The following is a 23,406-nucleotide window of genomic DNA, read 5'->3' on the forward strand; positions in this document are numbered from 1 at the left end:
CAATTCACCCTGAGCTACATCCCGTTTTGCTTGGCGAAGATCACCGCGTGCACACGATCGCGAAGTTGCAGCTTCGAGAGCACACGACCGACGTGCGTTTTTACCGTCGATTCAGAGAGGAAGAGTGTGCCACCAATCTCCGCGTTGTTCATACCCTCGGCTATGAGGCGCAGCACCTCCTGCTCGCGCTCAGTAAGCACCGCGAACGCCTCGGTGGATGGATCAGCCGCAGGCTCCCCAGTCGCTGCTGCGGCCGAGGCTGCGAGCGAGTCCGCCGATCCACCATCGCGAATTTGTTCGAGCAACCGCTTGGTTACGCTCGGGGCCATCGCAGCATCTCCCGCAGCGACACGGCGGATTGCATCCACCAGTTCGGTCGGCCTTGCGTCCTTGAGCAGGAAGCCACTAGCGCCGGCCTGAATAGCTCCAGCCGCATACTCGTCCAGGTCAAAGGTTGTCAGCACGATCACTCGCACATCGGGATGACGGGCGACGATCTGTTCCGTCGCGGCGATCCCGTTCATGCCTGGCATGCGCACGTCCATCAGCACGATGTCGCAGCCAGCATCAGCTTGGCTTTCCGCGCGCAAACGCGTCAACTCATCGAGAGCATGCTGGCCGTCACCGGCTTCCGCAACAACGGTGATGCCCGGTTCTGAAAGCAGAACAAGCCGAAAGCCGGTCCGGATCAACTCCTGATCGTCGACCAGCATGACTCGAATTTGGGGTTCACTCATCTAACTCGACTCCTCAATGCTCATTCTGTTGATTAGGCGGGCTCACTGGAAGTGTGGCTCGAACAAACCATCCCGGCGCTCCCTGTTGGGCTCCGGATTCAAAGTTGCCACCAAACACGCGTACACGCTCTGCTAGCCCGGCAAGGCCCCGACCAGACCCCAAACCAGTGGTGGGCAAGACGACCCCGGGCGCCGCACCAGAGTCGCGTACTTCTACGACGGTCTCGACAGTGTTGCTTCGAACGGTCACTGACGCGTTGGTGGCGGTTCCCGCGTATCGCAGCACGTTGGTGAGTGCCTCCTGAATGATGCGATAAATGGCGAGTTCTTTGCTCTGGTCCCCAACAATCTGACCATCAATTTCAAGGCTGACGTTGAGTCCAACATCACTGAAGCCACGCACCAAGTCCGGAATCTCGGCGGTGCCAGGTTGTGGAGCAAGTTCCACGCATTCTGCCCCGGGCTCCTGCAGAGCACCCAGGAGTCGCCTCATCTCGGCGAGGGCGGTTCGACCAGTTTCAGCACTGCGCTGCATCGCATCCGCGGCTGCCTCCGGGGCAGCTTCCATGGTGCGCGATGCCCCCTCAGAGAGAGCGATCATCACTGAAACGGAGTGCGCCACAATATCGTGCATCTCACGCGCAATACGACTGCGCTCCTCGGCGACCGCCAGCTGGGCGAGTTGGTCTCGTTCGCGGGCAAGCTGATGCGCCCTGTCGATAATTGCTTGCAGATAACGGCGTCGATTTCCGAGGTTAATGCCGAGCATGAGCACCGCGAGCAGCCAGACCGCACTCATCACGGTGATTGAAATGCTCTCGCCGAGGGTTACCGGCGATGCAACCAACACGCTCGGTGCACCCAGTGCCTCAAGGTTGCGCGCCACAAGGGTAGAAAGCACCGTAGAGGTCAGCGCGATCCCTAATGCTAGCCAGCCGGCTCTCACACTGCGATACACCGGAACTGCATAGAGCAAAAAGTAGAGGGCGACCGAAGTCGCGACCATCTGGGCTCCGTGATCGCCGAACTGCGCGACTGACACCACGATGAGCCCTGCGAAGGGGAACCTGCGCCTAAAGAACAGTGCGGCTCCCACCGCGAGAACGCGCAGTACACTCAGAATCGCGACGGGACCAGCAAGATACCCGAGCGCGTTGCCGTCGTAGTTTGAAGCCGCATCGAACAGCGTCATCACTGTGGCCCCAAAGAAGTACGTCACAACAATCGTGATGTCGACCGCTTTGGGGTGCGCGGCAAACGCCCGCCGGATCACTCCCGGCGGGCGTGGCAGGCGCACCTCTGCGGCGTCCTGCGGGGTTGCCATGGATTGGGTCACCATGTCAGCCTAACTACACACGGTGTCAGCGGGCATCTCGCCGCGCAAAGATCGCCGCCGCGGGAACGAGTGTCACCGCCGCCATGATCACCATGGAGACGAGCGCACCCCAGTAGCCGGGCCCAGAGGTTGCCTCAACGACGCCCTGTGACAGGGTGTTGCCGAGCATCACGGGGAGGTAGTTCATCGCGTTGACAACCCACTCCCACCCGGTCATTGACATCATCTGGAACGCCACCGGCAGAACAAACGCAACGCCCGTCACAACGGCGATCGCGCCAGCGGCAGAGCGCAGAAGACCCGCGACTCCCATCGCGAACAGCGCGAATAGTACGAGGTAGGCCACAGTGCCGAGGGCACCCGAGATCACAACAGAGGATCCGAGTTGCCCGAGCGCGTCCGGCGCAAAGGCGACCGCTACAAGCAGTCCCGCGGCCACAACGATGAGTGCTGTGACGGTGGCGATGATTCCGAGCACAATGCTCTTTGCCGCAGCGACCCGCATGCGCTTTGGCACGGCTGTGAGGGTCGAGAGAATCATGCCGCTCGAATACTCACTCGACACCGCGAAAACACCGAGCACACCAAACACCAGTGCGAGAAACGAGGCGGCAGCAGTCGACACCATCAGGAGGTAGTTCTGCAGCGCGGCGTCACCGCTCGCGCTCGACACGTCGGTGTTTCCAGTCCACTGCGCGGCGATCAGCGTGCTGAGCCCGAGCCCCGCGAGTATCGAGATGAGGATCGTGAGGCGGACTCCGCGGAGCGAAGTGAGTTTCAGTCGTTCCGAACGAACGACTCCCCCGAACGTGAGCTTGGGGCGCGGTTCGTTCGAGCGATGCGGGTTGGCTGCTCGCGAGGTCTGCCCCGTCGTCGGGGCGCTACTCGCGTCAATAACAATTGTTGAAGTCATGGTCTTGATCCTTTGTCGTTCGAAAGATTAGGCGCTTGTGTATTCGAGGTGATCGCGCGTCAGCGCGAGGTACGCGTCTTCGAGGCTCGCGGTCACCGGGCTGAGCTCGTGCAGTTCGATGCCGTTGCGAGCAGCAATGCCCCCCACGGTTGACGCGGTGAGTCCAACCGTCACAAAGCAACCCTCGCTGAGCGGCTCGAGCTGCACCTTGGGGTTGTTGTCAGCGAGCAGCAAAGCGGCAAGCTTTGCAGCCTCTGGTGTTCTCACCGTGACTCGTTCGCTGCGCCCGTTCGCCACGAACTCGGCAATTGGGGCGTCGGCGACGACCTTCCCCTTGCCCAGCACAATCACGTGGTCGGCCGTCTGCGCCATCTCGCTCATCAGGTGACTCGAGAGCAGCACGGTACGACCCTCGGCGGCGAGACCGCGCAGCAGGTGCCGCACCCAAAGCACACCATCAGGATCGAGCCCGTTCACTGGTTCGTCGAGAATCAGCACGCGAGGGTCACCGAGCAGCGCCGCGGCAATCCCGAGCCGCTGCCCCATGCCGAGCGAGAACCCACCAACCCGCTTGCCCGCGACCTCGGAGAGGCCGGTCTGGCCAAGCACCTCGTCGACTCGTTTGTCGGAAATGCCGTGTGTCGCCGCGAGCGAGCGCAGGTGGCTGCGGGCGCTTCGACCCGGGTGCACACCCTTCGCATCGAGCAGCGCGCCCACCTCGCCCATCGGGGCAGGGAGGTCGCGGTAGGACTCGCCGTGGACGGTCACTGTGCCCTCGGTCGGCCGATCCAGCCCGAGCATGAGCCGCATGCTCGTCGATTTACCCGCGCCGTTCGGGCCCAGGAAGCCCGTAACCTTACCCGGGGCGATGGAAAAGCTGATGTTATCGACGGCTCGTTTGCTGCCGTACTGTTTGCTGAGACCGCGTGCCTCGATCATGATGTCTCCCTTTCGTAGTTCGCCGATTGGGGCGATGGTTCCACGCTAGGGATTGGCAGGGGGTCGTCGCGTCAACCCGGGGTGCCGGGGACGGGGTACCTGAGTACTATGTTGGGCGCTTCGCTAGGACTTCGCAAGGTTGTCGAGCAGGCGCGCTTCTTGCTCACGAGCGATGATCTGGGCAAGGCCCGGAGCATTGGTGAGTTCGGGATCTTGCTCAAGCAGGGCCGCAGCAACATCACGCGTGTGGGCAATGAGTTCGCCGTGCTCGGCGACACGGAGCAGTCGCAGCGTTGAACGCCCCCCGGACTGGGCTGTGCCGAGAATATCGCCCTCGCGCCTGAGCGAGAGGTCGACCTCAGCAAGCACAAAACCGTCGGAGGTATCAGCGACGGCGTCAATGCGCTCGCGAGCGATCGTGCCCTGAGCAGCGGTGGTCATGAGCAGACAGAGCCCGGCGTGCGATCCGCGCCCCACTCGCCCCCTAAGCTGATGCAGCTGCGAGATGCCAAATCGGTCGGCATCTCGCACGATCATGATCGTGGCATTGGGCACGTTGACCCCGACCTCGATAACGGTCGTCGCGACGAGCATCTGGATCTTGCCGTCCGCAAAGTCGCGCATCACGCGGTCTTTGTCGGCGGAGGCCATGCTGCCGGTGAGGGCCTCGATGGTTACGCCAGCAAACTCGGGGCGGGCGCGCAGTTCTGCGACCGTGTCGGTAACGTTCGCGAGGGGGCGTTTGGGGCCAGCACCGTCTTCGGTCGTTTCGGGCTCGATGCCTTCTTCAGCATCCGACTCTTTTTCACTCGCAGAAATCGCGGGGCACACCACATAGATCTGCCTGCCCGCGGCAATATCTTCGGCCGATCGGGCCCACACTCGCGCGGCGCGGTTGGGCATCTCAAGCTCGGGCACAGTGAATGTCTCAATACCGAGGCGCCCCGGCGGCAGTTCTCGAATCGTGCTCACCTCGAGGTCACCAAACGCGGTCAGGGCGACCGTGCGCGGAATCGGCGTCGCCGTCATGGCGAGTACGTGCGGCTGGGCTCCCTTGCGCCGGAGCGCTTCGCGCTGCTCGACACCAAAGCGGTGCTGCTCGTCGACCACGATCAGGCCAAGGTCGTAGAACGAGACGCCCTCGCTTAACAGCGCGTGTGTGCCAACCGCGATTGCAGCGTTGCCTGAGGCCAGCGACAGCAGCGCGCGCTTGCGTTCAGCGGTCGGCATGCGCCCGGTGAGCAGAACGGGGGCGATTTCTGCCGTCATATCGGGGCCAAGCGCCTCGGTGATGGAGCGGAAGTGCTGCGCGGCAAGTACCTCCGTGGGGGCGAGTAGGGCGCTTTGGCCACCGCTCTCGGCGACCTGCAACATAGCGCGAAGCGCGACCAGGGTCTTGCCCGATCCCACCTCACCCTGCAGCAGTCGGTGCATGGGATGTGGCGCCGCGAGTTCCGCGGCGATGGTCTGCCCGGCACTCGCCTGGTCGCCCGTGAGCTGGAAGGGCAGTGTGGCGTCAAAACGCTCCAGCTGACCACCGGCTTTGCCGAGTGGCCGAGGTGTGCTCGACTCCTGTGCGGTGCGACGCCGCCGATCTAGCAGCGCCAATTGCAGCTCAAACGCCTCCCGAAAACGAAGGCTCTCCCTCGCCCGCTTCCAGTCGGCGTCAGTCTGCGGACGATGCACAAGCTCAAACGCCGGACCGAGCGCAATCACCTCTTCGGCGTTGCGAATCTCGGCTGGCAACGGGTCTTCTATCGGCCCAAGCGCGTCGAGCGCGAGCCCAACGGCCCGCTGGATGATCCAGCTGGTCAACTGCGCCGTTGCCGGATAAATCGGCACCGGAGTCTCCGCCCAAGCCAGCGCTGCGGCTTTATCTAGCTGCTCACCGTCTGGCGCATCGTCACGGTTCTCAAACAGCTCGTAATCGGGATGCTGCAGCTGCAACTGGTTGCGGTAGGCGCTCACCTTGCCCGCAAAAATTCCGCGACGACCCGCTCGCAGATCCTTCGCCCGCCAGCCCTGGTTGAAGAACGTGAGCGTCAGCGATCCCGTGCCGTCGGTAATGCGCACCTCAAGAATGCTGCCGCGACGACGCTGCATTGTGCGCTCTTTCACATCGAGCACCTGCGCCACCACGGTCACGTGCTCTCCGATCGGCAACCCGAGCAGCGGGGTCAACTCGCCGCGACGCGAGTACCGCCTCGGCACGTGCATCAGCAGATCGCGAACCGTCTCAGCACCAAACGCCTTGGCGAGCGGCTTCGCAGTGCGCGCACCGACCACACCTTCCAGGCGAGTGTCGAGGGTTGCCGTGCTCATGAGTCAAGGTTATCGGTGACCACCGACACGGACCCTTCGCGCTACGATTTGTGAGTGACCAGAATCATCTCCGGGGCCGCCGGTTCGCTACGACTTGAGGTGCCAAAGTCGGGCACCCGCCCCACGAGCGACCGCGTGCGCGAGGCCATCTTCTCGACGCTCGACTCCTGGGGGTTCACCGACGGCACGCGTGTGCTCGATCTCTACGCGGGATCTGGAGCACTCGGACTCGAGGCGCTGAGCCGCGGCGCCTCCGAGGTCGCGCTCGTCGAGAAGCACCCGCAGGCAGCGCAGATCGTGAGCCGTAACGCCAAGAAGGTACTCGCCGCAATTTCGGGTTCAGGATCACCCGCCCCCAGAGCAGAGGTGCTTCGGCAGTCCGTGCAGGCGTTTCTTGATGCGGCCCCGCGCGAGGTGCTCTGGGACGTCGCGCTGCTCGATCCCCCCTACGATCTCAGCGAGGCCGAACTCGCGGCGAACCTGACCGCGCTGGCGCCGATCCTGACCGATGATGCCGCTGTGCTCGTCGAACGCGACGCGCGCTCCCCCGAGCCCACCTGGCCGGCGGGACTCGCGCTTGTGCGCAGGAAGGCCTACGGCGACACCGTTCTGTGGTGGGCGGAGCGCTCCGAGCGGGTGGAGTAGCGGGCAAGCCGGCCGTCGAGCCCCAGCTCCAGCCAGCCCCAGCCAGCCACTCGAGGCAAGGAAACTGACGAACGGCAAGGATGCGCGCGGTCGCTTTTCCTTGCCTCTGGTGAGTATCTTTGCCACGAGTGGGACTGACAACCGCAAATGCAGGCTACTGCCGCGAATTCTCCAGGCTATCTGCGAAAGTCTCCCAAACACACAGGGGCCCGAGATCCGCAGATCCCGAGCCCCTCTGTCTAGCAGCGCAGACTAGGTGCGCGGCATCAGGGTGTACTTGGTCGAGAGGAACTCGTGGATCCCCTCGAAGCCACCCTCACGGCCGATACCCGACTGCTTGAGGCCACCGAAGGGAGCCGCAGCGTTCGAGACGAGGCCCGTGTTGAGGCCCATCATGCCGCTCTCGAGCTTCTCGATCATGCGCTGACCACGGTGGATGTTCTCGGTGAACACGTAGCTCACGAGACCGTACTCGGTGTTATTCGCGATCTCGACAGCTTCATCTTCTGTCGAGAAGCGGATGATGCCGAGCACGGGTCCGAAGATCTCCTCGCGCATGATGGCCGACTGCGGGCTGAGCTTGTCGATGACGGTCGGCTGGAAGAAGTTGCCGGGTCCGTCGATCGTCTCGCCACCGGTGACGATGGTCGCGCCGGTCTCGATGGCGTCTGCCACGAGACGAGCGGTGTTCGAGACTGCCTTGCCGTCGACGAGAGCGCCGATGTCGTTGCCCTCTTCAGCGCCGCGACCGATGGTCATGGCGGCGACCTTCTCGCCAACACGACGAGCGAACTCGTCAGCGACCGACTCGTGCACGATGATGCGGTTTGCCGCGGTGCAGGCCTGGCCGATGTTGCGGAACTTCGCGAGCAGCGCACCCTCGACCGCACGGTCGAGATCCGCGTCTTCGAAGACAACGAACGGGGCGTTGCCACCGAGCTCCATCGAGGTGCGCAGCACGTTCTGAGCCGCTGCCTCGAGCAGCTTCACGCCAACCGGGGTTGAGCCGGTGAACGAGAGCTTGCGCAGGCGCGAGTCCGAGAGCAGCGCGCTCGACTGAGCGCTCGACTTCGACGTTGCGACAACGTTCACGACACCAGCCGGCACGCCAGCCTCTTCGAGCAGCTGCGCGAAGAAGATGGTGGTCAACGGGGTGAGCGCTGCGGGCTTGATGACGACGGTGCAGCCAGCTGCGAGTGCCGGAGCAATCTTGCGGGTTGCCATCGCGAGCGGGAAGTTCCACGGCGTGATGAAGTAGCAGGGACCAACCGGGATGTGCGAGACAACCATGTTGCCGGTGCCCTCGGGGTTCTCGCGGTAGTCGCCGCGCACGCGCACAGCCTCTTCCGAGAACCAGCGCAAGAACTCGCCACCGTAGTTGACCTCACCGCGTGCCTCGGCGATGGGCTTGCCCATCTCCATCGACATCAGCAGCGCGAAGTCTTCCTTGCGCTCCATGAGCAGGTCGAAGGCGCGGCGCAGAATGTTCGAGCGCTCGCGGGTCGGGGTGTTTGCCCAGGCGTCCTGAGCAGCAACCGCTGCGTCGAGGGCGCGCACTGCGTCTTCAACGGTCGCGTCTGCGATCGACTTGATGGTCTCGCCGGTTGCGGGATCCTGCACGTCAAGGGTTGCCCCCGAGGTGGAGGGCTCCCACTTGCCGCCGATGCCGAGGCCGGACTGCACGCTGTCGAGCAGCGCCTGTTCGTTGGGCTTCAAAGCCATGATCAATGTCCTTTCAAAACTTCAATGGATCCTGCGACTCGCTAGCGCTCACGCAGGATGACCGACGTCGTCGATCAGTTGGCAGCCAGTGCGTCTGCGACGACCTGCAGGCCCTCGCGCAGCAGCTCGTCGGAGATCGAGAGCGGCGGCAGGAAGCGCACGACGTTGCCGTAGGTGCCACAGGTGAGCACGATGACACCCTGCTCGCCAGCCTGCTTTGCGATTGCACCGGTGAGGGCAGCGTTCGGGTTCTTCGAACCGGACTCAACGAACTCAATCGCCTTCAGCGCACCGCGACCGCGGATCTCGCCGATGCGATCATCGTTCTTTGCGATCTCGCCGAAAAACTCATCGATGATCGCGCCGATCTCGCGGGCGCGCTCGGTGAGGTTTTCCTTCTCGTAAGTGTCGATCGTTGCGAGTGCAGCTGCACAGGCGATCGGGCTACCCGCGTAGGTGCCACCGAGGCCACCCGCGTGTGCGGAGTCCATGATCTCGGCGCGGCCGGTCACAGCCGACAGCGGCAGGCCGCCAGCGATGCCCTTAGCGGTGGTGACCATGTCGGGCACAACACCCTCGTGGTTCGCAGCGAACAGGTCGCCGGTACGAGCGAAGCCGGTCTGCACCTCGTCGAGGATGAAGACAACGTTGTTCTCGGTTGCCCACGCCTGCAGTGCGGGCAGGAAGCCCTCTGCGGGAGCAATGAAGCCACCCTCACCCTGGATGGGCTCGATGATGATCGCAGCGAGGTTACCCGCGCCGACCTGCTTCTCGATCTGGGTCAGTGCAACCTTGGCTGCCTCTGCGCCGGAGAGTCCGTCGCGGAAGGGGTACGAGGTGGGAACGCGGTAGACCTCGGGAGCGAAGGGACCGAAACCATCTTTGTAGGGGATGTTCTTCGCGGTCATGCCCATGGTCAGGTTCGTGCGACCGTGGTAAGCGTGGTCGAAGACAACAACGCCGTTCTTCTTGGTGAAGTGGCGAGCGATCTTGATCGCGTTCTCAACAGCCTCGGCGCCCGAGTTGAAGAGAGCCGAGCGCTTCTCGTGATCGCCGGGGGTCAGCTCGTTGAGCTTCTCTGCAACCTTAACGTAGCCGTCGTAGGGGGTCACGGTGAAGCAGGTGTGCGTGAACGCCTGCACCTGGTTGATGACGGCCTCAACAACGGCGGGAGCCGAGTTGCCAACACCGGTCACGGCGATGCCGGAGCCGAGGTCGATCAGCGAGTTGCCGTCAGCATCAACCATGACGCCACCGCCAGCAGCAACGATCGAAACGGGAAGTGCGACACCGACACCAGCTGCAACGGCGGCGTTCTTACGGGCCATCATCTCCTGCGACTTGGGGCCGGGGATCGAGGTAACGAGCTTGCGCTCCTGCGGAAGCGAGGGGCCGCCGACAAGTTCAGTCATGGAGTTCTCCTTTAAGTGAGGGGGTGAGCACGGAGCCGGTTATGCGACCCAATGCGGTACCGGATCAGCCTAGCCGCAGACACTGAACCCGAGCCGTGCCAGAATGGAGTCAACCAGATAAGAGTTTCACCACTCTGGCACGGCGTGTTTTGCGACATTCGAGGGGAATTATGGATCAGGTTTCACCGCGCACAGAGGCAGCCCATCTCGCGAGCCTCAGCGGATCCACTTACCCCACCATCGAGCTGGGTGAGCTGCTGCACCAATACACCCTGAGCCTCGTGATTATCGCGGGCGCGGGCGAAGACACCGAGACGCGCCCCGTGCGCTGGGTACACAGCAGCGAGCTCGAAGATCCCACCCCCTTCCTGCCACCTCGCACAGTGTTGCTCACCACCGGCGCGCGCTTCTCCGACATCGCCGATCAGCGGGCCGCCGATGCCTACGTCCAGCGCCTCATTGACGCGGACACCACGGCGCTCGGCATCGCCGTCGGACTGCACTGGGACCGTGTGCCCGCAACCTTTGTGAGCGCGTGCGACCGACTCGGACTCCCCCTCTTCCGCGTCCCGTACGACACCTCGTTCATCGCGGTCGTGCAGGCCGCCGCCAGGCTCCTTGACGCTCGCCTGCGCGAGCGTGACATCTGGGCCCTCGACTCGCAGCGCGCCGTCACCAACGCCTCGATGCACCGCAACGGGCTTGGTGCCGCGATCCGCGAGGCCGCTTCACGCCTCGGTAGGTGGGTCGGGATCACGGACCGCTCTGGCCGACTCATCGAGTTTGCGCCGCAATCGGCGAGATCACGGGTGCAGCCCGAGTGGGTTCGCCGCGAGACCCGCCGCCTGATCGAGCGGGGTGTAAGCTCGGGGCGCATCGGCACCGCGAGCGGAGATGAGGGTGAGGCTGGGCCCGGCATCCAGATGCAAACCCTCGGGCGAGACGGCCGAGTGCTCGGAGTGCTTGTTGTCGAAGACCATGGTGCCCCAGATCACGCGGAACGCGCCCTGCTCGGCCTCGTCGCCGCGCTCGCCACCGTGCAGTTGGAACACAGGAGTGGAATCGGCACCGCCGCAGCCACGCTACGCACGGCAATTGTGCAGCTCCTCATCGCCCAGGATCTTCCACTTGCCGAGAAACTCGCCGCGGGGGTGCTGGCGCGCGTACCACGGGAGCCGGTCGTTGCGATCCGATTAGCACCCCAGGAAGGCGTGACCTCTTCGTTCGCGCAGGATCTCGAGTCCCTCGACGCGGGCAGCCCCGGGCTGATTCGCGCCACCCTCGAAGACGGCCCCGTGATCCTCGCGGAGACCAGACATCTCCCCGCTTTGCGCCGATTGCTGCTCGCGTACCGCGTGCCAACCGGGGTGTCGGATCGCGGACCTTTGACCGAACTCCCCCGGTTGCTCAGCGAGGCGAACCGCGCGCTCGAGCATTCCCTAGCCAACGATGCCGATGCACCGGTTGATTATGTGCCTGCGCTGCACGACGGAGTGCTTCATCTACTGGAGGATCACCCGGAAGCGGTGCAACGGGCGTCTGGGCTGCTGGCCCCCATCCGCAACCACGATCAACGCCACGGCGACAGTATCGAGGCAAGCCTGCGTACGTGGCTGGCCCACCACGGCCAAACCAGTCCCGCGGCGGCCGAGCTGGGAGTACACCGCCACACACTGCGCGCGCGAGTGCAGACCGCAGCGAACCTGCTGCAGAGTGATCTCGACTCCCCCGACACGCGAGCCGAGCTGTGGGCCGCGCTGCGACTACTTGACGGGTGAGCTCTGTAGTAGCAATAATGCGTGCGATAGTCTCGCAGCGTGGAACACGTCACTCTCGAGCGGCCCCGCCTCCTGCAAAATCTAGGGATCCGTGGCCTTGATTACGCGTGGGCAATTCGCACCATCACTCAGGGTCTGGCACGCAATGAGGTACCGGCTGAATACCGCCGCGGGAATAAGCCTCCCGTTTTGATCCTCCCCGGAGTGCTTGAGAACTGGACGATGATGCGCTCGATCGCAGACAGGCTCAATAAAAACGGGCACCCGATTCACGTGTTACTCACCCTCAAACGCAACACCGTTTCGATTGAGACCGGTGCGGAGCTTGCCGAGGACTATCTCAGGGACCACAATCTGAGCGATGTGCTTGTCGTTGCGCACAGCAAAGGCGGATTGATCGCAAAACAGTTGCTGTCGGGAGAAGCTAGCGACCGCGTGCGCAAGGTGATCACCATCGCGACGCCCTACGCTGGGTCTTCGCTCGCGACCTGGTTTCCCTCACGCACAATTCGCGCGTTGCGCCCCAGCGATCCCACGATTCTCAGACTTTCATCGCGAACTGTTCAGAACGACCGCATCGTCTCAATATTTCCGAGGTTTGACCCGCATATTCCGAGCGGATCAAGCCTGCTCGGGGCCACCAACGTTCCTGTTTCTGATGCCGGTCATTTCCGCATTCTCGACTCCTCAGAGGTCATCGAAGCGACATTGAGCGCCGCGGACTACTGACCGGGGAGCTGCACAGTGTAGGGGTCCCAGCCCTTTGCCTCGTAGGCATCCGCGTCGAGCTGCAACGCTGTTCCGCCGACAGTCACCTCTTGCACGACACCAATGCGACGGAAGCCCGCGGGCAGCACAGCCCCAGCCGGGAACGTCGCCAGCAAACCGTGGTCTTCTCCTCCGGTCAGCATCGCGGCGACGGGCACTGGCACGCCCCCCTGGTCACCGAATGCTGCAGCGAGCAATGCGGAATCGAGCTGGATCGCGACCCCGCTCGCCTTCGCGAGGCGTTCTGCGTCGAGGGAAAGCGAATCAGACACGTCCATCATGGCGGTTGCGGATCCAGCCGCGACGATCCCGAGCGGGATAGGCGGAGTGGGTGCGAGTTGAGCCGCGAGCATCTCGGGCTGCCGTTGCCAGAGTTCCGGGAGCGTGCGGCTATGGGCAACACCCTCGTCGCAGGCTTCTGCAAAGAGAAGCGAGAGACCGAGCCCCGCGAGACCGAGGTCGCCCGCGTAGGCAAGCTGGTCTCCGGGCTTCGCACCAGACCGGGTTATGGCGGGCCGTCCCTCCAGGTCTCCGAGGGCGGTCACAGCCGCGGTAATGACGGGTGCGGTACCCAAGTCACCGCCAACGACACCGCAGCCGGGAGCCATTGCGTCACACGCCGCGGTGAGACCCGCGGCGATCTCCTCGAGCAGGATCACGGGCGTGTCTCGCGGCACGGCCAACGACACGGTCAGCCCTGTCGGGCGGGCTCCCATCGCTGCGACGTCTGAGAGGTTCGTCGCCGCGAGTTTCCAGCCGAGCTCAAATCCGCTGTGCCAGGCCCGGCGAAAGTCAGGGCCCTCGATCATCGTGTCGCTCGTCACGACAAGATCTCCCTGCACCCGCATCACGGCGCAGTCATCTCCCGGGCCCAGCACCGCGGTCTCGGCGGGCCGCAGCTGAGCAAGCACTCGCTGCAATACTCTGCCCTCGCCGAGCTCACCCACGGTCACCGACGGATCTTTACCCATGCGTCAACGCTACCGCGCCCAGCGCGTTCGCCGTTCGCACAACTGCCCGGGGCTAGGCTTAGCAGTGTGAGTTTCTCTAAGGCCAGGTCCCGTCGTTTGATCCTCTCCGTTGCCGTGTCACTTGCCACGGTGTCACTTGCATCGCTGCTTACAGGCTGCGCCGGTGAGGTTCCGATGGAACCCGCGAAGGACGCAAATAACCCAGCCTGCGCCGACGTCACGGTTCGCCTGCCCAAGACCGTGGCCGGTCTCGACAAGCGCACGACGAACGCGCAAGCGACCGGAGCCTGGGGCGATCCCCCATCTGTGCAGCTGAAGTGCGGCATCAAGCCCAGCGGACCAACAACCGATTCCTGCGTCAACGTCAACGGTGTCGACTGGATAATCGACGAGTCGGCCGCCCCGATTTACCGCTTCGAGGCCTACGGCCGCACCCCGGGGCTCGAGGTCTTCGTGGACTCAAAGAAGGTCAGCGGCACCGACGTCGTCACCGACCTCAGCGCGGTCGCCAAGCAGCTCCCCCAGGAGCGCAAGTGCACGAGCCTTACTGATGGGCTGGGGCTGTAGGCCCTGACTCAGGCCATCATGCCAACCGGCACTCACACCTCAGCCGGTTGAAGTTCACTGTTTTCAACCGGCAGGGCTGCCCGCACCGGCTGACATGTTAGAGCGCTGACGCGTTAAGCCACTAAGCCATTCCCAGTCAGGATTCCTCTCACCGTGCAAGGTGCTTGCCTCGCGCAATCGCTCCCAGAATCTGCCGTTCCACTTCTTCCCATCGAAACATCACCTGCTCGTAAGACACGCGAATCACCTCATAGCCACGCAGTTTCAGCTCCGCGTCGTGTTTGATGTCTTCAGTGCGTTGCGCTCCCGTGTGGGTTGCCCCATCAATCTGCAAAACAAGACGCTGTCCGATCAGCACGTCCACACGGTGACCTAGGACAAACGACTGCTGCGATATCGGACAGGGAAGCCAACTCAAACGGGAGCAGACTAACGACTCCAATCCCGAATCGGAGAACGGCGTGCACACCTCCAGCAGTCGGCGCGCAGCACCATTCAACGGCAACGTCGCAAGGCTGGAGTAGTCAGTCATTCGTTTGTTCAACGCGGATTCCCAGATCACCAGCGCATCCTCCCGAGGCTGGCACTCAGCGAGGTGGTTGAGCACATTCTCTATGGGATCCTCAAGCAGAAACGGAGACCTCAACATCGGCGGAGAGCGCCAGTGCACGATCAGCCTCTTATTTCTCACTTTCGCACCTCTGCCCGGTGGCGCCACGTGAACGTTCTTCGGTGTTTCACGAACCCACAAACCGAGACGTTTTGCTTGCGTAACGCAACTCAGCACTACATGGTCTTTGGCTGCTTGGACGAGCAGAGAATCCGCATCAGTGAGTGCGATCCATCCGCGTTGAGGTTGAACTATCGCTTTGGCCGCAATTGCCTGATCCAACTCTGCTCGAGTTACTCCACGTTCACGCAACCGCGTCGTGCGCTCAATTCCGCCGCACTCACGCAATAGATTTCTGATTGCCACCATGCTTCGAGCATGCCGCACCCCCGCGACCGTTTGGTGGCGAAGCGAGAATCTGTGGAAAGTGCAAAATATCCGTAGCCTGTGAGCGAGGCAAAGGCCCGCTAGCCAGCCGGTATTCACACACAAACCGGCTCAAAATGGCCCTATTCAACCGGCTGACATGCCAGTACCGGCTGACCAGATGGGAAAACCTAACTGCTGGCACCCAAGTGCTGGAAAACCCAACGACTGGAAAACCACCCAGAGCCTCTAGTAGGCCGCAGGCCGCTCAATCGCGAGCTCAATCAGCTCGGTAATCAGCTCCGTGTAACCGACCCCGGAGGCCTCCCACAGACGCGGGTACATCGAAATCGGTGTGAACCCAGGCAGCGTATTGATCTCATTGAGCACCGGGCCGTCCTCTGTCAAGAAGAAGTCAATGCGCGAGAGGCCCGCACACTGCGCCACCTCAAAGGCCAGCACGGCAGCATCGCGGATCGCCGCAAACTCGGCGTCGGTCACCTTCGCCGGCAGTTCGAGGTCAACACCTGCAGCACCCAGGTACTTCGCCTCGAAGTCGTAGAACTCACGCCCCGAGAACACAATCTCACCGATCACGCTGCTGGTGCGCGGTGCGCTATCGCCGCGGCCCTCAAGCACCGCGATCTCAACCTCGCGTCCGGTCACCCCGGACTCGATCAGCACGGTGCGATCCTCAGCAAAGGCCACCTCGAGCGCGGCGGGAATGCCTGCGGCCTCGGAGACCTTCGTCACGCCAACACTCGACCCGGCGCGGGCAGGCTTCACAAACAGCGGGTACTGCAGGCCATCGTCGAGTGAATCAATCAGCGAGGGATCACGCGAGATCTGATCCTGAGTCACGGTTCTCCAGGGCGCAACAGCGATCCCCGCATCAGCCAGTACCGTCTTCACCACGTGCTTATCCATGCAGAGAGCAGAGCCCAACACGCCGCTGCCAACATAGGGCACATCGACCAGGTCGAGCATGCCCTGCACAGTGCCGTCTTCACCGTAGGGTCCGTGCAGCATCGGCAAGACGGCATCGACGTGTCCGAGTGTGCTCAGTGAACCGCTCTGATCAATCACGGTCAGAGCGCGAGTATTGGTTGAGGCGGGCCACAGCACGCGCGTGCCGTTGTCGTGCACCTCGGGCAGTGCACCCGCTTCAAGCTTGTAGTCGTCGAGGTCGCTCTCCTGCATCAGCACCGTGGCGCCCTGTTTGGTGAGCCCCACCAGAATCACGTCGAACAGTGAGCGGTCAATCGCTCGCAGCACACCCGCCGCGGTGACGCAGCTGATGCCGTGCTCGCTTGAACGGCCGCCGAACAGCAGCACTACGGTCTTCTTGGCTGAGGCAACAGAAGTCACGCCGATTTCCCCTTCATTAGGTTTACAAACCGCTCCCAGCGACCGGGCTGCGGCACACCGAGCCGAAGCTCCGGCCTGGGCACATCGTCTTCAGTCGCGAGGTGCGGTCCAAGATTCTTTGGTGCCATCGTGCCGCTGAGCACCATCTGCACCTGCTCAACGATCGGCATCACAATGCCGCGTTCATGGGCAAGCTCAAGCACGGGCGGCACCGAGGTGATGCCCTCGGCGGTCTGCTGCATCTGCTCGCGGGTCTCCTCTTGCGAGTAGCCCTGGCCGATCAGCCGCCCGGCGGTGTTGTTGCGCGAGAGCGGTGACTGGCATGTCGCGATCAGATCCCCGAGACCGGCAAGGCCGGAAAGGGTCACGGGATCCGCCCCCGAGGCGACAGCGAACTCTGTCATCTCGGCGAGTCCGCGGGTAATAATGGCGGCCTTGGTGTTTTCGCCGTAGCCGACACCGTCGACGATGCCGATCGCGAGTGCGATCAGGTTCTTCAGCACACCACCGAGCTCGGTGCCAACAACGTCGGTGTTGACGTAGGTGCGAAAGTAGGGAGCAGAACAAGACGTCGCGATCTCCTGCGCGACCTGCAGATCCACGCACGAGGCGACAGCCCCCGTCGGCTGCTCCTTCGCGATCTCGAGCGCAATGTTTGGCCCCGAGATCACACCAACACGCTCCGGACCAATGTCGAGTGTGTCGATAATCACCTCAGACATGCGCATGGTGGTGGTCTGCTCGACGCCCTTTACAAGGCTGACGAGCACACTGCGCCGGTCGAGAAACGGCTCAAGATCTAGCAGGTTCTGCCGCAGCGTCTGGCTCGGCACCGCCAAAAACACGAGCTGCGCACCCTTCAGGGCCAACGCCAGATCGTCCGTCGCCTTTAGAGACTTTGGCAGGTTAATGCCGGGCAGGTACTGGCTATTACGCTTCGCCACCTGAATCTCGGTCGCCACCTCGGGCCTGCGGGCCCACACGGTCACGTCGCAGCCGGCATCGCTCAGTACCTTCGCGAAGGTAGTCCCCCAACTACCCGAGCCGATCACGGCCACCTTGCGCCCGCGGTTGCGGGTCCCGTTGCTAGAAGTCACGACCGGAATCGACCTGGTACTCAAAATCGCCCTGTCTCACTCTGCTGATGTTTGCTCGGGTCCCAGCGTTCCGCAGGGGGTGTTTCACCGCGCAACTCAGCGAGCAGTGCGGTAATGGCGTCCATGAGCACACTCGTTGCCTCGTTGATCGTCTTCTGATCGAGCGGGCGATCCTTAAACTTACTCAGGTCGATCGGTTCACCAATCGAAACCTCAATGGTTTTGCGCGGGAACGGCTTGATCCGCTTCGCATAGCGGGGCATGAGCTTTTCCGTGCCCCAGTGCGCGGCCGGGATCAGCGGCACACCCGACTCCAGCGCCAAACGAACCGCGCCGCTTTTTCCGCGCATGGGCCAGAGGTCAGGATCGCGCGTCAGTGTTCCCTCGGGGTACACCACAACGGCGGCTTCCTGCTCAATCAGCTGCGCAGCGGCACCCATCGGGTTCTTCTGGCCGTCGCGGCTTGGCATGGTTCCTGCTCGCTCCACGGGCACCTGGCCTGTGGCTCGCATGAGACTACCGAGCACGGGCACCTTAAAGAGGCTCGCCTTCGCCATAAAGCGAGGTGCACGCCCGAGATGCCACACGGCTGCGCCCATGGCAATCGGGTCAACCTCGCTGAAGTGATTCGGCGCGATAATAAACGGCCCCGACTGCGGCAAGCGAGATGAAGGAGTGAAGCGGTAACGCACCATCAGCGACCACACCGGAAGAATTAATCCGGCCAGCACCCAGAAGAGGCTAGGGCGTCGTTTCTCCGCGGAGTTCAGGCTCCGCAGTTTCACCGTTTCAGTCATAACTCAATTATCTCGGAGCATGCGTCCCGCAACTGCATAACAGGTCGGAACTCACAGAATTGCTCGACCGCGGCCTAGCTCTCGAACACAAAATCAGCGCCGAGAAGTCGCAGCTTCTCGATGAAGTTTTCGTACCCGCGCGAGATAATTCCGAGGTTCGTGACCTTCGACTGGCCCTCTGCCGTCAGCGCAGCGATCAGGTGGCTAAAGCCACCGCGCAGATCCGGCACCTCAATGTCGGCACCCGTGAGCGGGGTGGGGCCGGTAATAACAGCGGCCTGCTCGAACTCACGACGCATGACACGGCGCGTGTCGCCGTTGAGGCCGTCCTTGTAAACGGTAATCTCGGCGCCCATCTTGTTGAGTGCGTCGGTGAAGCCGAAGCGGTTCTCGTAGACGGTCTCGTGAATCGTTGACGTGCCCTCAGCCTGCGTCAGCGCCACAACAAGCGGCTGCTGCCAGTCGGTCATGAAGCCGGGGTGCACGTCGGTCTCGATGGTGACCGGCTTGAGCGCACCACCCGGGTGCCAGAAACGGATGCCGTCGTCGTGCACGTCGAAGTCGCCGCCGACCTTGCGGAAGACGTTGAGGAAGGTCATCATCTCTTCCTGCTTCACTCCGCCAACAAACACGTCGCCCTTGGTCGCGAGTGCGGCAGCAGCCCAGCTCGCGGCCTCGTTGCGGTCGAAGATGGCGCGGTGGTCGTAACCACGAAGCTCAGGCACACCCTCGATGAAGATGACGCGGTTTGGCTCGACCGTGATGATCGCACCCATCTTCTGCAGGATGCAGATGAGGTCAATAATCTCGGGCTCGATGGCCGCGTTGCGCAACTCAGTCTGGCCCTCGGCGAGCACCGCGGTCAGCAGCACCTGCTCGGTTGCCCCGACAGACGGGTAAGGTAGCTCGATGTTCGCGCCCTTGAGCCCGTTCGGGGCGGTCAGGCTAATGCCACTCGGCAGCTTTTCGATGACCGCACCGAAGTTTCGCAGCGCATCGAGGTGGAAGTCGATGGGGCGATCGCCGATCCGGCAGCCACCAAGATCGGGGATGAAAGCCTCACCCAGACGGTGCAGCAGCGGGCCGCAGAACAGGATCGGAATACGCGAGGATCCGGCATGCGCATCGATGTCGGCCTGGTGGGCGACCTCAACGTTTGACGGGTCGAGGCGCCACTCGGTCTGATCCTCGTTGCGAGTGATCAGCACGCCGTGCAGGGCCAGAAGCCCGGCGACGACACGCACGTCCGAGATGTTGGGTACGTTGCGCAGCACGCTGGGGGTCTTGCCCAGCAGCGCCGCAACCATTGCCTTGGTCGCGAGGTTCTTTGCACCGCGCACCTCGATACGCCCCTTGAGGGGGCGACCACCGTTGATGATGATCTCATCAGAGGTCAGGCCGACGCGAGCGCCAGCCTTCTGCGCGTCGAGTTTGCGCCCCTCGGCCTCGAGCTCCTCGGGTGAACGCTTCAGCAATTCAGCGTCACTCTCAAACACATCGTTCTTCGAAACGCTCATGTCCTGCAGCTCCTGCTCATCAACCTCAAGGGTGTTCTGATTATTCACTCGGCTCCCACCGGGGTCGTTGTTGGCATCCAGCTCGGGCGATGTGCCTCGAACTCGGTGATTTTGTCTTCGCTACGGAGCGTCAACGAAATATCGTCAAGCCCCTCGGTCAGACGCCAACGTGTGTAGTCGTCGATCTGAAAAGGCACGGTCAAGTCCCCAATCGTGACTGTGCAGTCTTCCAGACTGACAGTTAGCTTAGCGCCTGGAGCTGAGTCCATCGCCGCCCAGAGGCGCTCAACGTCAGCTTCCTCAACCTGAGCCGCGAGTAGCCCCTGCTTGCCCGAGTTGCCCCGGAAGATGTCTGCGAAGCGAGGTGAGATCACAACACGGAATCCGTAGTCGCGCAGAGCCCAAACTGCGTGCTCACGCGAGGATCCGGTGCCAAAATCGGCGCCAGCCACGAGAATTTCAGCGCCCTCGTACTGCGGCTGATTCAGCACAAAGTCGGGATCCTGTCGCCAGTGGTAGAACAGCGCGTCTTCAAAACCGGTCTTGGTGACGCGCTTCAGAAATACGGCAGGGATGATCTGGTCCGTGTCGACGTTTGACCGCTTGAGCGGTGCCGCGATGCCGGTGAACGTGGTGAACTTTTCCATGATTTAGGCCTCGACCTTCTGCGCAGCAACAGCTTCGTGCGTGATTCCATTGGCGGCATCCGTCTGCAGATCCCACGGGCTCGACAGAGTGCCACGGATCGCTGTCGCGGCGGCGACGAGCGGCGACACCAGGTGCGTGCGACCGCCCTTACCCTGTCGTCCCTCGAAGTTACGGTTCGACGTGGAGGCGCAGCGCTCGCCGGGAGCGAGCTGATCCGGGTTCATACCCAGGCACATCGAGCAGCCCGCGAAGCGCCACTCGCCACCAAACTCTTCGACGATCTTGTCGATGCCCTCGGCTTCAGCTTCAAGGCGCACCCGAGCTGACCCGGGTACCACCATCAGGCGAACGCCGTCGGCCTTCTGCTTGCCCTTGATGATGCTGGCGAAGGTGCGCAGGTCGTCGAGGCGGCTGTTGGTGCAGGATCCCATGAAGACCGCGTCAACTGGAATCTGTTTCATCGGGGTGCCGGCCGTGAGGTCCATGTACTCGAGCGCACGCTCAGCGGCGGCACGCTGGTTGGGATCGGCAATGACTGCGGGATCCGGCACGTTTTCACTCAGGGCAACACCCTGGCCGGGGTTGGTCCCCCAGGTCACAAACGGTTCCAGCTCGCTGGCGTCGATGAAGACCTCGGCATCGAACTCGGCGCCCTCATCGGTCGGCAGTGTCTTCCAGTAGGCAACGGCCTCGTCCCAGTCCGCACCCTTGGGGGCGTGCTCGCGTCCCTTAACGTACTCAAACGTGGTTTCGTCAGGCGCGACCATGCCCGCGCGAGCGCCGGCCTCGATCGACATGTTGCAAATGGTCATGCGGCCGTCCATCGACAGCGCACGGATCGCGGATCCGCGGTACTCGAGCACGTAGCCCTGCCCGCCACCAGTTCCAATCTTTGCGATCACGGCGAGGATGATGTCCTTTGCGGTGACACCCGGGCGCAGTTCACCCTCAACGTTGATCGCCATGGTCTTGAACGGCTTCAGCGGCAGCGTCTGCGTCGCCATGACGTGCTCGACCTCGCTGGTACCGATGCCGAAGGCAATCGAGCCAAATGCACCGTGAGTTGATGTGTGGCTGTCGCCACAGACAACGGTCATGCCCGGCATGGTCAGTCCGAGCTGCGGCCCAACCACGTGCACGATGCCCTGCTCCTTGTCGCCGAGCGGGTGCGAGCGCACGCCAAACTCTTCGACGTTGTGACGCAGGGTCTCGATCTGCAGGCGGCTCGTCGGATCCTCGATCTGCCTGGTGATGTTCAGCGTCGGAGTGTTGTGATCCTCCGTTGCAATCATCAGGTCAACGCGGCGCAGCGGGCGGTTTGCGACCCGCAGGCCGTCAAAAGCCTGCGGGCTCGTGACCTCGTGAATCAGGTGGAGGTCAATGTAAATCAGGTCGGGCTCGCCGTTCTCACCCTTGACGACGACGTGGTCGTCCCAGAGCTTCTCAGCCAGGGTGCGTGGCGCACTCGATCCAGCTGCGTTTTGATCACTCATGTGGTTCTCTTCTCAGGTCTTGACGCTCTCGTGTTTCTCAACATCGATAGCGCGGTGTTAATTCCACGCAGCTTCAGAGGATTGTGCTGCGGTGGACGGCCACGTGAACACTCCGCGACGGGTGGCCTAAAGCTAAACCCCGTCGCGGCCTTGAAGAAGTAGCTGCCACTGACGCATGCGAAGGAGTCTACCACCGCACCACCGACAACGGCTGTGTTGGCCGAAGGACCTATTGGCGCTGCTACTCTCCGTGAGCCTTCTCGTTCGCTCCAAGATGCAGCGTTTCGCCGGCCTTTGCAGCCTCGCGACGCATCTTCACGACGCTCGCGATGGTGGCTACCGCCATCGCAAGCACGATGAACCCGAGAGACATCATGGTGCTGATGTCGGGCACGTTGACATGCTCACCGCCGTTAATAAAGGGCAGCTCGTTTTCGTGCAGAGCGTGCAAGATCAGCTTCACGCCAATGAAGGCGAGGATCGCAGCAATACCGTACTTAAGGTACTCGAGTCGCTCAAGCAGACCACCGAGCAAGAAGTAGAGCTGGCGCAGACCCATCAGCGCAAACACGTTCGCGGTAAAGACAATGAACGGGCTCTGGGTGATACCGAAGATCGCGGGGATCGAGTCGAGCGCAAACAGCAGGTCGGTCGCACCGAGCGAAATGAGCACCAGAAGGAAGGGAGTGAACATACGCTTGCCGTCAACAACCGTGCGCAACTTGCCGCCGTCGTAGTCGTCGCTGAACGGCAAGACCTGCTTCACCTTACGAATCAGCCAGCTGTCGCCCTGATCCTCGTGTCCACCCGGCTTGACCTGCTGCCAAGCAGTCCACACGAGCCAGGCACCGAAGATGAAGAAGATCCAGATAAAGCGCTCGATAAGTGCCGCACCAGCGAGGATGAAGATGCCCCGGAAGATAAGTGCGAGCACGATGCCGATCATGAGAGCCCGCTGCTGGTAGGCACTCGGCACCTTAAAGGCGCCAAGGATCAGCACAAACACAAACAGGTTGTCGATCGACAGGCTGTACTCGGTGAGCCAACCCGCCAAGAACTCGGTGCCGTGCTGCACATCCCCCAGCAAGAAGATGATGCCCGCAAAGATAAGGGCGAGCAAGACATAAAAACCCACCCAGAGACTCGATTCGCGCATGGATGGCACGTGAGGTCGACGAATGATTAGGGCGAGGTCGAGGATCAGGATCGCGACCAGCACGACCATCGATCCAATTTCAAACCCGAGAGGAAGAACTGAAGTCAACTGCGGTAACTCTTTCGGCTAGGCACTTTTGGGTGCGCGGATTGCCGAAGGTCTCTTCCCGGCGAGGTGAGGATCCGCGCGGATCCTTCACAACACCGGCCAGCACCGGCGCCGCCACTGAGCGACGCGTATTGAC

20 protein-coding genes are annotated in these 23,406 nt (G+C 62.6%); 4 read left to right on the forward strand and 16 right to left on the reverse strand.

The genetic code is table 11. The features are described from left to right. Nucleotides 1-14: 14 nt before the first annotated feature. The 5 genes from G7068_RS02290 to G7068_RS02310 form a co-directional block, all read right to left on the reverse strand. Nucleotides 15-737, reverse strand: coding sequence for a response regulator (locus tag G7068_RS02290; protein WP_166288285.1), 723 nt, complete (start codon nucleotides 735-737; stop codon nucleotides 15-17). 13 nt (nucleotides 738-750) lie between these two features. Beyond that, the gene (locus G7068_RS02295; protein WP_244304619.1) at nucleotides 751-2,073 is read right to left on the reverse strand and encodes a sensor histidine kinase; all 1,323 of its coding nucleotides are present in this window, start codon (nucleotides 2,071-2,073) and stop codon (nucleotides 751-753) included. 25 nt (nucleotides 2,074-2,098) lie between these two features. Next, nucleotides 2,099-2,986, reverse strand: a complete 888-nt coding sequence (locus G7068_RS02300) for an ABC transporter permease (RefSeq protein WP_166288288.1) — start codon at nucleotides 2,984-2,986, stop codon at nucleotides 2,099-2,101. Between the two features lie 27 nt (nucleotides 2,987-3,013). After that, nucleotides 3,014-3,925 (reverse strand): ABC transporter ATP-binding protein, encoded by a 912-nt coding sequence (locus tag G7068_RS02305; protein WP_166288291.1) that lies wholly within the window; start codon nucleotides 3,923-3,925, stop codon nucleotides 3,014-3,016. Nucleotides 3,926-4,048: 123 nt separating this feature from the next. Further along, the gene (locus G7068_RS02310; RefSeq protein WP_166288294.1) at nucleotides 4,049-6,247 is read right to left on the reverse strand and encodes an ATP-dependent DNA helicase RecG; all 2,199 of its coding nucleotides are present in this window, start codon (nucleotides 6,245-6,247) and stop codon (nucleotides 4,049-4,051) included. 54 nt (nucleotides 6,248-6,301) lie between these two features. Between G7068_RS02310 and rsmD the strand changes: the two genes are divergently transcribed. Further along, nucleotides 6,302-6,892 carry a 16S rRNA (guanine(966)-N(2))-methyltransferase RsmD gene (gene rsmD / locus G7068_RS02315; RefSeq protein ID WP_166288297.1) on the forward strand — a complete coding sequence of 197 codons (591 nt, stop codon included), beginning with the start codon at nucleotides 6,302-6,304 and terminating at the stop codon, nucleotides 6,890-6,892. A gap of 252 nt (nucleotides 6,893-7,144) precedes the next feature. On the opposite strand, the gene G7068_RS02320 is transcribed toward rsmD, so the two are convergent. Both G7068_RS02320 and gabT read right to left on the reverse strand, forming a co-directional pair. Next, nucleotides 7,145-8,614, reverse strand: a complete 1,470-nt coding sequence (locus tag G7068_RS02320) for an NAD-dependent succinate-semialdehyde dehydrogenase (protein WP_166288300.1) — start codon at nucleotides 8,612-8,614, stop codon at nucleotides 7,145-7,147. A gap of 74 nt (nucleotides 8,615-8,688) precedes the next feature. After that, nucleotides 8,689-10,026 (reverse strand): 4-aminobutyrate--2-oxoglutarate transaminase, encoded by a 1,338-nt coding sequence (gabT, locus tag G7068_RS02325; protein ID WP_166288303.1) that lies wholly within the window; start codon nucleotides 10,024-10,026, stop codon nucleotides 8,689-8,691. 170 nt (nucleotides 10,027-10,196) lie between these two features. Here gabT and G7068_RS02330 point away from each other — a divergent pair, with 170 nt between their 5' ends. Together G7068_RS02330 and G7068_RS02335 are read left to right on the forward strand one after the other, a co-directional pair. Further along, nucleotides 10,197-11,804 (forward strand): PucR family transcriptional regulator, encoded by a 1,608-nt coding sequence (locus G7068_RS02330; protein ID WP_166288306.1) that lies wholly within the window; start codon nucleotides 10,197-10,199, stop codon nucleotides 11,802-11,804. A 39-nt stretch (nucleotides 11,805-11,843) separates the two neighbouring features. Then, nucleotides 11,844-12,533, forward strand: a complete 690-nt coding sequence (locus G7068_RS02335; protein ID WP_166288309.1) for an esterase/lipase family protein — start codon at nucleotides 11,844-11,846, stop codon at nucleotides 12,531-12,533. Here G7068_RS02335 and thiL read toward each other — a convergent pair. Further along, a complete protein-coding gene (gene thiL / locus G7068_RS02340) occupies nucleotides 12,527-13,543 on the reverse strand; it encodes a thiamine-phosphate kinase (RefSeq protein WP_166288312.1) in 1,017 nt (338 codons plus the stop codon). The two genes, G7068_RS02335 and thiL, sit on opposite strands and share 7 nt — an antisense overlap. A 66-nt stretch (nucleotides 13,544-13,609) precedes the next feature. Here thiL and G7068_RS02345 point away from each other — a divergent pair, with 66 nt between their 5' ends. Then, complete coding sequence (locus G7068_RS02345) at nucleotides 13,610-14,110, forward strand: DUF3515 domain-containing protein (RefSeq protein ID WP_166288315.1); 501 nt, start codon at nucleotides 13,610-13,612, stop codon at nucleotides 14,108-14,110. Between the two features lie 148 nt (nucleotides 14,111-14,258). Here G7068_RS02345 and G7068_RS02350 read toward each other — a convergent pair whose 3' ends face one another. The 8 genes from G7068_RS02350 to G7068_RS02385 all read right to left on the reverse strand — a co-directional run bounded on the left by G7068_RS02350 (nucleotide 14,259) and on the right by G7068_RS02385 (nucleotide 23,270). Continuing rightward, on the reverse strand, nucleotides 14,259-15,089 hold the full coding sequence (locus G7068_RS02350; protein WP_166288318.1) for an endonuclease domain-containing protein: 831 nt from the start codon (nucleotides 15,087-15,089) through the stop codon (nucleotides 14,259-14,261). Nucleotides 15,090-15,335: 246 nt separating this feature from the next. Continuing rightward, nucleotides 15,336-16,454, reverse strand: a complete 1,119-nt coding sequence (locus tag G7068_RS02355) for a D-alanine--D-alanine ligase family protein (protein ID WP_166288321.1) — start codon at nucleotides 16,452-16,454, stop codon at nucleotides 15,336-15,338. Continuing rightward, nucleotides 16,451-17,551 (reverse strand): NAD(P)H-dependent glycerol-3-phosphate dehydrogenase, encoded by a 1,101-nt coding sequence (locus G7068_RS02360; RefSeq protein WP_244304620.1) that lies wholly within the window; start codon nucleotides 17,549-17,551, stop codon nucleotides 16,451-16,453. The genes G7068_RS02355 and G7068_RS02360 overlap by 4 nt, the downstream gene beginning before the upstream one ends. A gap of 20 nt (nucleotides 17,552-17,571) precedes the next feature. Beyond that, nucleotides 17,572-18,348, reverse strand: coding sequence for a lysophospholipid acyltransferase family protein (locus G7068_RS02365; RefSeq protein ID WP_166288327.1), 777 nt, complete (start codon nucleotides 18,346-18,348; stop codon nucleotides 17,572-17,574). 74 nt (nucleotides 18,349-18,422) lie between these two features. Continuing rightward, nucleotides 18,423-19,865: a UDP-N-acetylglucosamine 1-carboxyvinyltransferase gene (gene murA, locus G7068_RS02370; RefSeq protein WP_425280498.1), complete on the reverse strand. Its 1,443-nt coding sequence runs from the start codon at nucleotides 19,863-19,865 to the stop codon at nucleotides 18,423-18,425. Between the two features lie 44 nt (nucleotides 19,866-19,909). Next, a complete protein-coding gene (leuD, locus tag G7068_RS02375; RefSeq protein ID WP_166288330.1) occupies nucleotides 19,910-20,512 on the reverse strand; it encodes a 3-isopropylmalate dehydratase small subunit in 603 nt (200 codons plus the stop codon). Between the two features lie 3 nt (nucleotides 20,513-20,515). Beyond that, entirely contained in the window at nucleotides 20,516-22,006 is a 1,491-nt protein-coding gene (gene leuC, locus G7068_RS02380; protein WP_166288333.1) for a 3-isopropylmalate dehydratase large subunit, read from the reverse strand. Between the two features lie 241 nt (nucleotides 22,007-22,247). Continuing rightward, on the reverse strand, nucleotides 22,248-23,270 hold the full coding sequence (locus tag G7068_RS02385) for a TerC/Alx family metal homeostasis membrane protein (RefSeq protein ID WP_205881332.1): 1,023 nt from the start codon (nucleotides 23,268-23,270) through the stop codon (nucleotides 22,248-22,250). Nucleotides 23,271-23,406 lie beyond the last annotated feature (136 nt).

It is taken from the genome of Leucobacter viscericola (assembly GCF_011299575.1).
Taxonomy (GTDB): Bacteria; Actinomycetota; Actinomycetes; order Actinomycetales; family Microbacteriaceae; genus Leucobacter; species Leucobacter viscericola.